Raw genomic sequence first — 13,865 nt, 5'->3', positions numbered from 1 at the left:
GGACTCGCGTCAGCGGCGAAGAACGCGGTTGCTGACCCCGGATCGAGGGCGCTCATGCCGACAACTCCCGCCGCGCGGGCTGAACACCGGGAAGACTGCGGACTTCGGCCACAGGCCCGGAGGTCACCACCACCGCGGGCTCAGCACCCGGCACCCCCGGTTCCAGGTTCACCACGATCCGCACACCACCGGACTCGGTGCCCTCCACCGTGCACGACACCGTCGGACTCCCCACTGGCCCCTGCCCGGTCGGAACAGACTTGGTGGTGACCACCGTGGCGGGTACGGACACCAGCTCACGAGATCCCGGATCCGGCGGCGTCAGGCCATGCTTGGCCATGAACGCCTCATCGCTGCTCCGATTCACATAGGGCGACAACAAGCCGATCCGCGCATCGTTGGACGCACCGAGCACGTGACGCAGCGCCCGACGGCGGACTTTACGCGGCCACCGGACTTCCCCGCGCTCAAGCTTGGCCACGTCGCTGGCGTCGAAGGGATCGATCAGGCCCGTCTGCTCATACACCCACGCGCTGACCAACTCCGCCAACTCCGCCCGCGACAACGGCCGGCCCGACCCCGCCGGCGACAGAACCCGCAGCCGCGCCACCCTCAACAGATCGTTCGGCTTGATCTTCGTGTCATCCGGCCTGGCCACGATGCATCCACCCCTCGGATTGCCGCCAACATCAAAAAATGCGGAGGATGTGATCCGGGGCCTGGAGGCGCATGATCTACAACCTGCACGCCGTCATGTGCAGTAACGTGACAGCGAGTCCACACCCACTTCGCTTTGGCGCTCAGCTGATCGCCTTGTAGCCCGCGATCACAGAATGGATCGCCGCACGGTCGCGTCTCGACCGTGCGAGAGTCGCGGACACCGCATCCGTGTCGCGCGGTTGTCGCATTCCTATGTCGTCTGGTGTCGCCGGAACCGGCGAGTGTTAGCGAGCGCCAACATTGCCGTTACCCTGTGGGCATCGACAGCGTGCGTGAGCCGAAAGGCGGCCACCGTGAGCAATCAACCGACACTCCTCAAGGCGCTGCTACGTGAGCGGCACTGGCAAAAGTGGTCGACCTTTTGCAAGGAGTGGGACCGCATCGCTGGCGATCTTGATCGGGACCTAGTGGGTTCAGCTCCCAGCCGTTCGCAGTTGGCGCGCTGGCTTGCTGGGCAGGTGAAGAGCCTTCCTCACCCGGACGCATGCCGCGTCCTTGAGGCGATGTTTCCGGGGCTAACGGCCGCGCAGTTGTTCACCGTGGGCCGGAGCGCTGCTATGCCCACATCCGTCGAGCGACCCGCCGTACCTGTGACGACTCCGACTCCCTCTCTGGCGATGCCGGCCAGCGACGTACCGTCTGAAGCAGCGCGTACCCAGGAGGAACACGCTAGCGTCGATGGCACGTTAGGCGAGGAGATCGCGATGTCCGCCGAGGAGGCTGCCCGTTTCGTACGGCAGAAGCGAGGCGCCGTAGACCAAGATGTCCTAGAGCAGCTTGATGCCGACGTGCGCAAGCTGGCCGGTGACTACCTGCTACGCCCACCGTTCACGATGTTCCGGCCCATCTCCCAGCTGCGCACCGATGTCTTCGAGCTGCTAGACGAGAGGCAGCGTCCTGCCGTCCTTCCGGGCCTATACCGGGTGGCCGGCCAGCTGTGTGCACTCCTGGCGCATACATGCGCTGATCTCGGCCAGGGCTACGCCGCCGACACGCACACGCGCACAGCGTGGCTCTGCGCAGACCTCGCCGAGGACGACCAACTTCGCTCGTACGTTCGCTGGGTACAGTCAAACGTCGCCTTCTGGAACGGCGACTACCGAAGAGCAGCCGATCTCGCCCACTCAGGACAGCGCTACGCGACAATGGGCACGAGTTTGCTGCGGCTAGCGAGCCAGGAGGCGCGGGCATACGCAGCAGCAGCCGACCACCGCGAGGCCGAGCGGGCGCTAGGTACGTCACAGGCAGCCCGGTCTCACGTCATTCCTGGCGATGACAACCCCGGTGGCGTCTTCCGATTCGCCCCAGGCAAGGCCGCCTACTACGCCAGCGAGGTCCGCCTAGCGCTCGGCGGACGAGGCAACGCGCGGAAAGCGGCAGCCGAGGCAGAGCAGGCACTCGCTCTCTTTGCTGGCCAAGCCGACGTCGACAAGTGCCCCGAGTTCGTAGCTGCCGCACAGCTTGATCTTGTCGCTTCCCACCTCGCACTGACCGATCTTCATGCGGCACAGGAACACCTCACACCGGTCTTCGCGCTTCCGGCTGAAAGCAGGACGCTCCCCGTGGTTAAGCGGATGTCTGCGATTGACAGAACGCTTAGCGGACAGCAGTTTTCCAATGCTGCTTTAGCTGCCGAACTGAGAGAGCGGATTCACCTTTTTTGCGCGTACACCGCGACGCGTGAGCTGCCGGAATTGGCAAACTAAGTCGATCAAACTGTGGAGGGTGCATCCTTTATGGCAATCCAGGTAGCCGTGTGCGGTCCAAGATTCTGCACCGAAGCTGACGAGGCTAACGCCCGGCGCGTAGGCGAATTGCTCGCGGAACAAGGTGCCGTGATCGTGTGCGGCGGCGGTGTAGGGGTGATGGCAGCCGTGGCAGCCGGTGCTAGATCAAGAAACGGCTTGGTGATCGGCGTGCGCCCGAATGACAGCAGAGAAGGTGCTTCTCCTGACCTTTCAGCGACGATCGTGACCAATATGGGCGAGGCCCGCAACGCGATCATCGTATGGAGTGCCGACGCGGTCATCAGCATCGGTGGCTCTTGGGGAACATTGAGCGAAGTCGCCCTTGCAATGCGTCGCGGTGACGTGCCTGTTTTTACTCTGGGTGGATGGCGAGTCGTTCAAGCGGACGGCGAGCATGTTCCGGGCATTCGCTACGTCGATACACCGGAGGCCGCGGTCGGTGAAGCGCTGAAGGCTGCCGAACAAGGCGCTTAGTGCTGGTACCTAGCAGCGGAGCGCGGATCACATACTGGGACGATCCGCGCTGCGCTGTCCCGATATTGTGATTTAGCTTCTGCGACGGCGAGGCGGCCTCATGATCCGCGACCGCGAGGAAGATCATGCAGCGCACCGACTGGGAGCAGCTCAGCGAACCCATCCGGCAAGCTATCGAAGCCTGCACCGGACCGGTATATGCAGCCACAACAGCCCCATCCGGTAAGAACTCCTCGATCGCCGCGCTGCTCGAAACCCGGGCCGGCTCCGTGTTCGTCAAAGGGCTCCGAACCGAAGATCCGCGCGCGGCCGCCCAGCACCGCGAGGCGGCCGTCAGCCCGTACGTGAGCCTGCTGTCACCCGAACTCCTGTGGCACACCGAGATCGACGGCTGGAGCCTGCTGGGCTTCCGCGCCGCAGCCGGCCGACATGCCGACTACTCGCCGGGCTCCACCGACCTACCCAAGGTCGTCGACGCGGTGCGCCGCCTGGCGCTCGTATGGTGTCCCGACCTGCCCCAGCTCAAACGCGCCGAAAAACGGTGGGCGGCATACATGGACCACGCCGACCTGCCCCTCCTGCGTGGTGACACCCTCCTGCACACCGACTACGCCCACGACAACGTCCTCATCGACGGCCCCACCGCCTGCCTGCTCGACTGGGCATGGCCGACCCTCGGCGCCGCCTTCATCGACCCGAGTTGCCTCATCGTGCGCCTCATCCACGCCGGACACACACCCCACGAAGCCGAAGCCTGCGTGGCCCCGGCACCCGCGTGGCAAGACGCGCCGCCGCGCTCGATCGACATCTTCGCCGCGGCGCTCGCCAAAATGTGGACAGAAATCGCCAACACCGAGCCGGTCTCCTGGAAGAAGGCGATGGCCGAAGCAGCGGAGACCTGGGAACGACACCGCCTACATCGGTGATCGCCGCCCTACATCAACACATCGACTTGCGCCTCGCACGGCAGGAGGCTCTATCTGCCGTCAGCCACCGCGCCGGGGCGCCTGAAGACGACCAACCGGGACCAGGGGCGGCCATCAACGCGAGGCTATCTGTCCTGCTGGGCAACGCGCAGCAGCTCCTGACCTTGGGGGCAACGGACGAATCGGCCTGTGCGCCGGGTTCTTGCCTGCCTCCTTGGATCTCTGACTAGATGGGGACCAACCTCGGGCCGCCTAGGACTATGAGCGCTCCTTGCCGGCTGAACTCCCAACAAGAGGACTTGTCGCTAGAACAGATTCATACGACTAGAGAGTCACATCAAAAAAATCACTGTGAGTGATGTTGCCCCGGAAACTACTCCGCCTCCCGTTTAGGAATCAACCACTAGTTGAATCCCAATTGGGGGGTGGGGCAAACCCATCCGGACTTGGGGAGCGGTGACGGGATAGGACAACAGGAGCGATGGCCAGAGTATCGCTCAGCGACCGCATGGTCACGCAAAGATGTCACCCTTAGTGACCCTGGCGAGGAGGGTAAATGGCGCTCTCGTGCGCTACAGTGCTCTGGCATCCACATCGGATGCAAGAACCGATGCACGAGCATTTGCACGTGCACGAGGATGGCTCGCTGTATCGCCGTACCTGTCATGACCTGGCCGGATATGGCGACGGCACCCGTTGGCGCGGGTGCCGTCCTCGACCCAATCCTGTCAGAACGGATCTGAAATGAGCTTACGTCAGCGACCCACCACGACCCAACCGGAACTCAACCTGTGTCACAAACCAGAGGTCAGGCGCTCTTCTGAGCCGGAAACCCCACGATGGGTCTGGATGCTGCTGATGCTGTTGGTCGCTGCACTGGTTGCCGGAACAGCCGGACTCCTAGCGAAAGCCGGTGGTGCAACGGTCCCGAACGCGATCCTTACGGGCGGAGCCGCCTTCGCAGGGGCAGTCGGCTTGCTGCTGGGCCTTGCTCATTTCTTGACCGGCGGCCAAAAGTAGGGAACCGCGGCTGGCCGATCATCTCGCGAGTCCCGAGCCTCGGGGCCATCGTCGTGCCTTCGCTGCGCCATCAAACGTCGCCCAAGGATCACCGACATTGACCGGCGCGGGTCAGGCCCGCTGGGTCAAGTCCAGCGCGAGTGCATCAAAGGTCGGCGAGTCCTCGAACGGCTGGACCTTGTCCACGAACTTCCATCCCCAGCGCCCGTACGCGGCGTGGGCGGCTTCGTTGTCGGGCCGCACAAGCAGGTGGGCGACCTGTTCCGGCCTGTCCCGCAGCAGCTCGTCATGGATCGCCGTGCCGATATGACGGCGGTGGAATTCCGGCGATACGGCGAACTCGCGGAAGATGTAGACCGGCCCGTGTGGCTTCATATGGGGGAAGACCTTGTGGATGGCCGGCCACAGGTCTTCCTTGTCCCGGGGGCTTCCGAACGCGTATCCGACCACGGTCCCGTCGAGCCATGCTGTGACCAGGTCGAAGTCGCGCGTCTTGGCGTAGATGTCGATGAGGCGTTCCCAGAACTTTTCTGGTGCGAACCAGGGGTCATGCATCTGGTCGGCGTGCGATGACGCGTACACCGGGAGGATTTGGTCCCGGAGGGTGAGTGTCTCTTCGGCGTCCGTGTGGCGGAGCTGGAGGTTCGTGGTGCCGGGTGCCAACTTCAGACCTCGATCTCTTTCGTGAAGCCTAGAAACTCCCGGTAGTCACGGACTTCGGGAAGGTTCTGGTCCTTCTGTGGGATGGCGGCGAGTACCCGGTACCCCAGGTCGACGACCGGCCGGATCCGATCGCCGGGTTTTAGGTCATCGATGATCGCACGCGCGTGTGTGGACGCTTGGGTCGAGTCGCCAACACTCGCTAGGCAGATCGCTCGTTGCAGTTCGATCTGCGCTGGACCGCGAGTGTAGGTGGGGGCGTAGAGCCCGATTGCGGCTGCCTGAGCCTCCGCTGCCTTCGGGTATTCACCGGTGAAGGAGTACACGTACGACTGGGTGAATTTGAGGCGATCCAAGGACCATCCGAAGATCGAATCGCCGTCCGCGATGACCGAGCTTGGCAGGCCGTCGCAGATCGTTTCGAGCGTCGGCAGGCATGCTTCGGCTTCCTCGCGGCGGCCGGCGAGGGCCAAGGTCTGGGCTTTGCCGGTGACGAACTCCAGCATCGATTCCTGGGGCACTGCTGGCAGGCTGGCCTCGAAGTTGTTGACCATCTTGATGATCGCGCCGACGGGTCGGTTCTCGTACAGGGCGCGGACGATCTCTCTCCCGTAAACCCACGCTTGGGTGGCTGGGTCCTGGGACCTGTCCGCCAGCGTGCGGGCGGTGCGCCACCATCGTCGTCCTTCACGCAACTGCCCGAGGTTGGCCAGGGTCATGGCGGTCAACGCGGCGAGCAGCGCGGCACATCGGCGCAGGTCGCGGGCTCGAAGGCTGTCGTCGCTCTCGCCGTCGACTGCGTACTGGATCGCGAGGACGTCAATCATCAGTTGTTCAAGGAGTTCGTTCGGTGGTGTCGTCATGTACGCGAAGCCGTGCTCGGCGACGATCTCTTCCCACTCGGCCGCAGAGATGTCGCCGCGCGCGGTCATTGCGTCGCTGAGCCCGAGCCGGCTGAGCTCGAGCACGACCGCAGGCACAAGAACGCCAGCTTGGAGGAAACTTCGTCGGTCCACAGCACTCACTCCTTGAACTACGAACTCGCCGCTCAGGGAGACGGCGAGGTCGGTGTAGCGGTTGCGTCCGTGCAGCACCGCCGCCACAGCCAGCTGACGATCGTTGCGGGCTGCATTAGCCAAGGCTAAGCCGGACTTTAAAGCCACATCCAAGGCGGCCGCGTCCTCGTCGGTGACGGGAGTGCCTGGCTGGCACATGTTGGCCAATTTTGATCGCGATATTTTGACCTCGACCGCGAGCGTCCGGAACGTGTGACCTCGTTCCTTCATCAGCCGGCGCAGCGCCTCAGCGAAGGTTTCTGAGCGGTCGATCATGTCGGCTCCCGTTGCGAGTGTGCGCGTCTGTCCAGGATGTCCGGGACACGATATGGACGGGGAGTGTCTTCCGTAGAGCACAGCGTACGGGTGAGCATTGGATCTCGGAACGCGCGTGGCACAACTACCGCGCGAGCAGGCTAATCCTTATCGATGGACGCTGCCAACGACCCGGACCGTGGAGGTGACGGACATGCTCGCAACGACCGAACATGATCAGCATCGGGCGCCGCTCGCCTGCTCGGACGAGGTGGCGGTTGCGACCACATCCGCTCCCTCATCCAGTCGCCTGCATACCCAAAGTCTCCCGGTCGCGGCAGCTGCCACACGCGTTGCCGTGACCGGGTCTCACTCGGAACTTGAGCTCCGCCTCGCCACGCTCGCACCCGATGCGAAGCCGAACCTCAATCCGGCCCGGCGGGTCAGAGATAGGCAGGCGGCGGAAGTCCGGGCGCGCCGTGCGTTGCTGGTCGGGAGGCGCGGCCGTGACCAGTAAGCCTCAAGCGAAGGTCGGCCGCGGTGGCCCGTTGGGCAGCATCATGGCGTCCGGCGCTCGCAGCGTCAATGACGCGCTCGCTGAGATCCATCGGCGGCTGTCGCAGGAGAGCGATCGTCTGGCTCCGGAACAGATTTTGGATCTCAGCATCCTTCGGGTCGAGTTGAGCTCCTACGTTGACCTTGAGGTCGCTCTTGACGACTGCACCGCCGTAGCGGAACGCGCTATGGAAATGCAACCGGCAGCTGATCATGGCCGCGTGCTCGTCCTGCTGGCCGTCAGCGCCGACGTGAACCTGCGCTATCACGACAGCAAGGGGCGCCCTCACCCCAATGCCGTACTCAACGCCTGTTACAGCTACCGGCGGGCCTGTGCGCACAACGACCCGACGGCCAACCTCAGCCGTTTTGTCCTGGCTGCCGCGCTCATGGCCATTGCCGAGTATCACCACACAGACTGCGGGAAGGGTCGCCAACAGCTCGCGGGACTGTTTGAGAAGGTTCCCGGCAATTCCGCCGCAGCGGTGATGCTTCGCGCCGCAAAATCCGCCATGGATGACCGTTGCCGCCGGCCCAAGGCCTTGCCAATCGACGGCCCCATACCCGCCCTGTTTGGGGGTGCGATGGAGCCTCTCGACAGCGTCGACCTGCTCTCACCCGTAGTAGCTGACGAGGCCGTCCTGATGGAAGCACCCCTGAAGGCTTTGGCCGCCCGAGTCGACTGCCAACCCGGCAGGCACTTGCACGGGGCCCACGTCGTCACCCAGACCCCGAGGCAGCCGGCATGAACCTCCACATTTTCCCCGACGGTGGAACAAGGCTTGGCCGCAACTGGCGATCCTGCCAGCGAGGTTCGACCACGCCACACTCGGTCCAATCCGACGCCAGCCAGCTGCGTCGCCCCTGCCCGTCGCTCGCTACCAGCATCCAACTCTGAGGATCCTTCGATGGCTCAGAAGACGGTACGTAAGTCCACATTGGACGCAATAGACAACGCGTTCGATGAAGGAGCCGCCCGCTTCGTCACAGGCCGCCAGCCGCCCGGTCAACCAGGCCACCGCCTGCACAGCGACGACCGCCGCGAGACACGGGCCATCGCGTTCAGCGGCCCCGCCAGCGCGGCGAAGGCAATCCCTCTTCGGCCTCCCACACCACGGCGTTTGACCACGGTGTCAACGGTGGCCGCTGTCACGTCTCTCCGCAGAGGCCCGGATCTATCGTCGATCGCCTTCGTTGGCGCGGCGGCCGGGATCGGTGCCCGGACCGACCCGCCTGCGCGGGATACCCGATCGGCCGGGCCGCGCTGGAGGGCCGGGCGCCGCGCGTTCTCCCCTGTCACCGCCGCCGCGTCCGGCCCTTCCCCTACCACCCATCAGTTCACGACCGATACCGGCGGCCCAAGGCGCACCGGAGAGCTAGGAAGGTGCTGGCGGCCATGACGCATCCGCGACAAGAGCCGGGACGCCTCCCCGGCGATGGCCGCAGCGGCCCCCGGCACGCAGCTGTCGCCCCGGATACACGTCCATTCGTTGCGCCGCCCGGTCGCGTCTACGCCGACGGTCAGCCGCTCAGCTACGGCGTCCCACCGGCGCCGACCCCTGGACCCGGCTATCCGGACACCGCTTCGGAGCCAGCATGGCAGGCGCCGCCAGCCCACCGACCGGACTTGCCGCCATCTCCATACCAGGCGCCCTTGCAGGTACCAGCGTGGCCAGCGCATCCGCAGGCAGCCGACGACGCTAGCTTCGCCGACGATGTGCCAGCACATCAGGACCCGCCGTCGGCGTGCACGATGCCAGTGACGCCTCTAGCTGATCAGTTGTTCTACATCATGCTCGACGATCGCACCGGCACTCTGCGTGCGCATTCCGACCTGGCCGGCAAGGCACTCGCCGCCGCGCTGCTCGCCGAACTCGGTCCCTGGTTCGAACTCGACGACGAGATCGTGGAACCGACTTACGATGCCCGGCAGCGCGGGACAGTGCCTCGCGACGCGCTAGGACACAAAGTCCTCGACACGATTCTCGGGCAGCGTCCGTCCCTGGCCCTTAAGGAATGGATCGCCTTCCTCGCCGACACCGCCGAGGAGGAAGTAGCGGACCGCCTGTGCCGTGCCAACGAGATCACCGTCAGCCATCGGCGGCGTCTCACGGGCAAGGTCAACGTCTACGAACCGGCCCGACGCACCGACGCCGCGTGGCCGCGAGCGCGCCTGTCAGATCAGTGCTGCACGGGACGTGCCCTGTCGCACACCGACGCCATCCTCGTGGGACTGTGCCACGCCTCCGGACTGCTGCACGACGTGCTGCTCGCGGCCCCGCCGGGCACCTACGAATCAGCGATGCAGCAAGTAGCGGCGCAGCTGGAGGAGCCATACGACGTCGTGCTGCTGGACGTACTCGAGCGAATGGTCAACGCCAAGACCGGGCAGCTGGCCTGAGCTCGCCACGGATTTCGCAGCACAACTCCTCACTTCTCCTGGAGTCCCCGTGACAGCCCTAGCTCCACCCCTCAGTAACGTCCAAAGCGGGTTGGCCAAGAACCGCCTTGGTGTCTGGGCCGTTCTCGTGCAAGTCCTTGCGGCGGCTGCCCCACTGACCGTCATCGCCGGCGGCGCTACCGGAGCCTGGGCCATCTCCGGGCAGCGTGGCGTACCGATCGCCTACGTCGCGGTCGCTGTCGTCCTGGGCATCTTCGCGCTGCCGTATGTGGCGATGGCCCGGCAGATCCCGAATGCAGGCGCGTTCTACATGTATGTCACCGCCGGACTCGGCCGGGTGGCCGGGTCGATGACCGCGTTCGTTGCGCTCCTGTCGTACAACGCCATGCAGGTCGGCCTCTACGGCGGCATCGGCTATGAGGCGTCGAACTTCCTCGAAAGCCAATTCGGCTGGGACACCGACTGGTATTGGTGCGCCTTCGCCGCGTGGCTCGTCGTCGGCACCTTCGGCCTGCTCCGGATCGACTTCAGTGCCAAGCTGCTCGGCGCCTTGCTGATCGCGGAGATCGCCATCGCGCTGATCCTCGCCGCCGTACACGTCACTCACCCGGCGGGCGGTACCGTCAGCTTCGCCACCCTGTCCCCGAGTTCATTGTTCGCCAGCAGCGCAGGAGTGTTGGCGACCATCGCCATCGCCGGGTTCGTCGGATTTGAGAACACCACCGTTCTCGCCGAGGAAGCCCGAGACCCCCGCCGGACCATCCCCATCGCGACGTTCGCCGCGCTCCTCACGATCGGGTTGCTCTACGGCTTCTGCGCCTGGGCTGTGACTGTTCGCACTGGACCTGACAACATCGTCGCGCGCGCTGGCGAGGAAAGCACGTCGCTGATCTTCAACCTCGCCGCTGACTACCTGCCCGCGTTCGTCATCATCGCCGGGCACATCTTCTTCGTCACCAGCCTGTTCGCGGCGGCGTTGTCATTCCACAACACGTCGAACCGGTACGCGTACGCGCTCGGCCGTGACGGGATCCTGCCCGCCGCGTTCGGCCGCGCCTGGCAGAAGACCCAGGCGCCGGTGGCGGCGTCGCTGCTGCAAACACTCATCGGATTCGCGGTCATCTACCTGTACACGATCGCGGGCTGGGATCCCTATGCCCAGCTGTTCTTCTGGATCACCGCCTCGGCGGGCCTGGGCGTGCTCACGTTGATGGTGTTGACCTCATTCGCGATGTTGGGTTACTTCATCCGGCAGCGGACCCGCCGCCGAGCCGACTCGCACGATACGAGCCGCGGCACGCCCGCATGGGCTGGAATCGATCGCACGAGACCGCGTCGCGTCAGTGTCTGGCGGGGCGTGCTGTGCCCGATCGTCGCTGGAGGGCTGCTCAGCCTCATCCTCTGGCAGACGGTCGCAAACTTCCACCTCCTGCTCGGAGTCGACGCGGGCGACCGCCTGCGCTGGTACTTCCCGTCCGCCATCCTGATCTTCGCGCTGCTCGGTGTGGTCGTCGCCCTGGTCCTGAAGCTGGCGAAGCCCACCGTTTATGCGCGGATCGGGCAGGGCGGCGCCATCGCCGAGCTTCGGAGCGCCCGATGACCCTCGCCCAACAACCCCTGCCGGTCATCCGCCGCGCCCGCGCCGACGACCAGCACCACCTGACGATGCTGCTAGTGGCCGCGTTCTTCCACGGCGATCTCGCCCCGTACCTGGTCCCCGACATCGCCGACCGCGCCAGCCGGTACTGGCCGTACTTCGAGATCTTCGCTGAGCACGCCCTGGGCTGCGCCGACGTCGACCTGATCATGGAAGACGAAGCCGCGATGCCAGCCGCCGCGGCGATCTGGCACCGAGTGGGGCAACAGGGCCTGAGGTTCGACCTGCCCGACTATGACATCCGGCTGGTCAACGCTGTCGGCAAATGGCTCCCACGCTTCCTGGCGCTGGACGAGGCGATGCACCGGCACCATCCGGCCGGCCGAGAGCACGACTACCTCGCATACCTGGCCGTCCAACCCGCATTGCAGAACAAGGGCCTCGGCAGTCGTCTCCTCGATCACCGTCACAAGCATCCCGACACGGCCGGACGGCCCGCTTATCTGGAAGCCACCGGCGATCGGAACCGCCGTCTGTACGAGCGGCACGGCTACACGTTGCTGACTCCGTACCAGGTCGGCCCTCGCGGGCCGCTGCTGTACCCGATGTGGCTTCCAGGGCTCCGGGACTAGCAACTCCTCCCACAGTCTCCGGCCCGGCAGCCCCCTGTCCCGGTTTCTGAGCCGGGCCGGAATGGAGGGCGCGCTGTGCTTGCTCCGGCGCGCCCTCCACCCCCACACCCTGATCGACTCGTCCCTGACTGCGCGGCAACGCCGAAGAGGAACCCATGACCGACAGCACTGGCACACGCGAAATGGCAGTTCGTCAGGCCGCCGCCCGCGACCTCGAACCGGTGATCAAGCTCATGGCTACCGCCTTTACCTACAGCATTCATGGCCCTTGGTTGATCAGCGACGAACACGCCCGACACCAGGTGCTGCACCGGTTCTTCCGGATCATCGTCCCGCACGCGATGGTTCACGCACAGGTCGACGTCATCGGCGCAGGTCAAGCCGCCGCGATCTGGTACCGACTCGACGGCACGCAAGGCCCCCGCATTCCCGGCTTCAAGTCCCGCTTGGCCGAAGCAACCGGCGAGCACCTGGGCCGCTTCGTCGAACTCGCCAAGACCCGCGCCGCACATCACCCGTCCGGCCGGCACGACCACCTCGCCTACCTTGCCGTCCAGCCGGGCTCACGCCGTCAGGGACTCGGCAGCCAACTGCTTGACCACCACCACCGCCTGCTCGATAGGAAGGGCCGCCACGCCTTCGTCGAAGCCACTACCAACGCCGACAGCCTCCTGTTCGCCCGGCACGGCTATGACCCCATCGATCTCTACGTGCCCGGCAGCGGAGGGCCTCCGCTGTACCAGATGTGGCGGCATTCCCGCAGGTGAGCCGTCCCGACCCCGGCCGGGTCTACCCCGTGGACGAAGGGGCCCCCGAGGACCCGAGCCGGACGAGTGGGCACACCGCTGCGGGCGTGGTGGCCTGCACCGCGGTGGTGTGCCCCTCCCTCCTCCTAGCCAGCGAAACAAACACTCATCGGAGAGCGATCATGCGTGGCAAGCGGCACCCGGTCGAGGTACACAGACGCCTCCGTCCCGGCCGCCCGCATCTCTCAATGTCTGGGATCAACGACGAGCCCGATAGCTTCCAGTCAGACCCGCCAGGGTGTGACCGGGTCGGGCCGACGCTCGGCGAACAGCTGCTCCTCGACGGCGCTGACCCAGCTCACCTACCTGACCATCCACTGCTTGTGGCCGCCGCGATCGGTCACTGCGAACGCGTCATGGACCCGGCCTTGCGGCTGGCCTGGGCCCAGTACGCCTATCGGGTGGCCGCCGAGCGGTGGGAACCCGACGAGCCGCTTCGGCTGCGAGCGATGCTGCTCTATGGGCAGGCCCTGTCTCAGCGAGGACGGGTGCTGGACGCGTATCGGATTCATCGCACCCGACTGACCATTCTTGAGGAGGTCGGCGACCCGGATGAGTCAGTCAGCGGACGGCGTCACCTGGCCGGGGCGCTGCACGCCATCAGCCACTGCGATGAAGCCACCACCGCCATCCACCACGCCCTGACATCCTGGTTAGCTGGGGACGGCCCGGAAGACGAGGGCGTGCACATCCTGGCCGATTACGCCATGATCCTCGCCGGGTGCGGCCGGACCCGCGCCGCCCTCCAGCTACTTGCTGCCCACCCACAGCTGCTTCCGGCCAGTGAAGACCGCGACACCTTGGCCCTTCGGATCGCCAGCAAAGCCTGCACCCACCCGCCAATCTGCCGTCGCCACCCCACGGGCCGTCCACCACAGCGCGGCATTCGCCAGCTGACCGCCTCCTGGCAACGTTTACTGCACGCCGCGCCTGTGCTCAGCCACCTCAGATCCACCGAGTCACCCGGACGATGAAGGCGATTTCGACCTCCGGCGCGGGGGCTAAGCTACCCGGTC

General features: G+C 65.5%; 12 protein-coding genes. 9 read left to right on the top strand and 3 right to left on the bottom strand.

Translation table 11 applies throughout. From position 1 onward, the window contains the following. Positions 1-52: 52 nt before the first annotated feature. Positions 53-658: a helix-turn-helix domain-containing protein gene (locus Ade02nite_RS11820; protein ID WP_203761633.1), complete on the bottom strand. Its 606-nt coding sequence runs from the start codon at positions 656-658 to the stop codon at positions 53-55. Between the two features lie 355 nt (positions 659-1,013). Here Ade02nite_RS11820 and Ade02nite_RS11815 point away from each other — a divergent pair, with 355 nt between their 5' ends. The 3 genes from Ade02nite_RS11815 to Ade02nite_RS11805 all read left to right on the top strand — a co-directional run bounded on the left by Ade02nite_RS11815 (position 1,014) and on the right by Ade02nite_RS11805 (position 3,868). Next, positions 1,014-2,426 (top strand): NsdA family TPR-like regulatory protein, encoded by a 1,413-nt coding sequence (locus Ade02nite_RS11815; protein WP_203761632.1) that lies wholly within the window; start codon positions 1,014-1,016, stop codon positions 2,424-2,426. A 30-nt stretch (positions 2,427-2,456) separates the two neighbouring features. Continuing rightward, a complete protein-coding gene (locus tag Ade02nite_RS11810) occupies positions 2,457-2,942 on the top strand; it encodes an SLOG cluster 4 domain-containing protein (protein ID WP_203761631.1) in 486 nt (161 codons plus the stop codon). A 125-nt stretch (positions 2,943-3,067) separates the two neighbouring features. Further along, positions 3,068-3,868: a hypothetical protein gene (locus tag Ade02nite_RS11805; RefSeq protein WP_203761630.1), complete on the top strand. Its 801-nt coding sequence runs from the start codon at positions 3,068-3,070 to the stop codon at positions 3,866-3,868. A 1,131-nt stretch (positions 3,869-4,999) separates the two neighbouring features. On the opposite strand, the gene Ade02nite_RS11800 is transcribed toward Ade02nite_RS11805, so the two are convergent. Together Ade02nite_RS11800 and Ade02nite_RS11795 are read right to left on the bottom strand one after the other, a co-directional pair. After that, positions 5,000-5,551 carry a GNAT family N-acetyltransferase gene (locus tag Ade02nite_RS11800; RefSeq protein ID WP_203761629.1) on the bottom strand — a complete coding sequence of 184 codons (552 nt, stop codon included), beginning with the start codon at positions 5,549-5,551 and terminating at the stop codon, positions 5,000-5,002. A gap of 2 nt (positions 5,552-5,553) precedes the next feature. Further along, positions 5,554-6,879: a helix-turn-helix domain-containing protein gene (locus tag Ade02nite_RS11795; RefSeq protein WP_203761628.1), complete on the bottom strand. Its 1,326-nt coding sequence runs from the start codon at positions 6,877-6,879 to the stop codon at positions 5,554-5,556. A 485-nt stretch (positions 6,880-7,364) separates the two neighbouring features. Here Ade02nite_RS11795 and Ade02nite_RS11790 point away from each other — a divergent pair, with 485 nt between their 5' ends. The 6 genes from Ade02nite_RS11790 (at position 7,365) to Ade02nite_RS11765 (ending at position 13,823) form a co-directional block, all read left to right on the top strand. Further along, positions 7,365-8,162: a hypothetical protein gene (locus tag Ade02nite_RS11790; protein WP_203761627.1), complete on the top strand. Its 798-nt coding sequence runs from the start codon at positions 7,365-7,367 to the stop codon at positions 8,160-8,162. A 1,031-nt stretch (positions 8,163-9,193) separates the two neighbouring features. Beyond that, positions 9,194-9,814: a GOLPH3/VPS74 family protein gene (locus Ade02nite_RS11785; RefSeq protein WP_203761626.1), complete on the top strand. Its 621-nt coding sequence runs from the start codon at positions 9,194-9,196 to the stop codon at positions 9,812-9,814. Between the two features lie 91 nt (positions 9,815-9,905). Further along, positions 9,906-11,414, top strand: a complete 1,509-nt coding sequence (locus Ade02nite_RS11780; protein WP_239168695.1) for an APC family permease — start codon at positions 9,906-9,908, stop codon at positions 11,412-11,414. Next, positions 11,411-12,043: a GNAT family N-acetyltransferase gene (locus tag Ade02nite_RS11775; protein WP_203761624.1), complete on the top strand. Its 633-nt coding sequence runs from the start codon at positions 11,411-11,413 to the stop codon at positions 12,041-12,043. Before Ade02nite_RS11780 ends, Ade02nite_RS11775 begins: the two co-directional genes overlap by 4 nt. A gap of 155 nt (positions 12,044-12,198) precedes the next feature. After that, positions 12,199-12,810: a GNAT family N-acetyltransferase gene (locus tag Ade02nite_RS11770; RefSeq protein ID WP_203761623.1), complete on the top strand. Its 612-nt coding sequence runs from the start codon at positions 12,199-12,201 to the stop codon at positions 12,808-12,810. A 227-nt stretch (positions 12,811-13,037) separates the two neighbouring features. Next, the gene (locus Ade02nite_RS11765) at positions 13,038-13,823 is read left to right on the top strand and encodes a hypothetical protein (protein WP_203761622.1); all 786 of its coding nucleotides are present in this window, start codon (positions 13,038-13,040) and stop codon (positions 13,821-13,823) included. Positions 13,824-13,865: the final 42 nt, after the last annotated feature.

Source organism: Paractinoplanes deccanensis (genome assembly GCF_016862115.1).
GTDB classification, from domain to species: Bacteria; Actinomycetota; Actinomycetes; order Mycobacteriales; family Micromonosporaceae; genus Actinoplanes; species Actinoplanes deccanensis.
Note: the sequence above shows the minus strand (reverse complement) of the source record. Positions and strands in the feature narration are given on the sequence as shown.

Coding starts and splice junctions, on each gene's coding strand:
- Ade02nite_RS11810 (WP_203761631.1), top strand. CDS start 2,457: ATGGCAATCCAGGTAGCCGTGTGCGGTCCAAGATTCTGCACCGAAGCT.
- Ade02nite_RS11805 (WP_203761630.1), top strand. CDS start 3,068: ATGCAGCGCACCGACTGGGAGCAGCTCAGCGAACCCATCCGGCAAGCT.
- Ade02nite_RS11795 (WP_203761628.1), bottom strand. CDS start 6,879: ATGATCGACCGCTCAGAAACCTTCGCTGAGGCGCTGCGCCGGCTGATG.
- Ade02nite_RS11775 (WP_203761624.1), top strand. CDS start 11,411: ATGACCCTCGCCCAACAACCCCTGCCGGTCATCCGCCGCGCCCGCGCC.
- Ade02nite_RS11770 (WP_203761623.1), top strand. CDS start 12,199: ATGACCGACAGCACTGGCACACGCGAAATGGCAGTTCGTCAGGCCGCC.
- Ade02nite_RS11765 (WP_203761622.1), top strand. CDS start 13,038: ATGTCTGGGATCAACGACGAGCCCGATAGCTTCCAGTCAGACCCGCCA.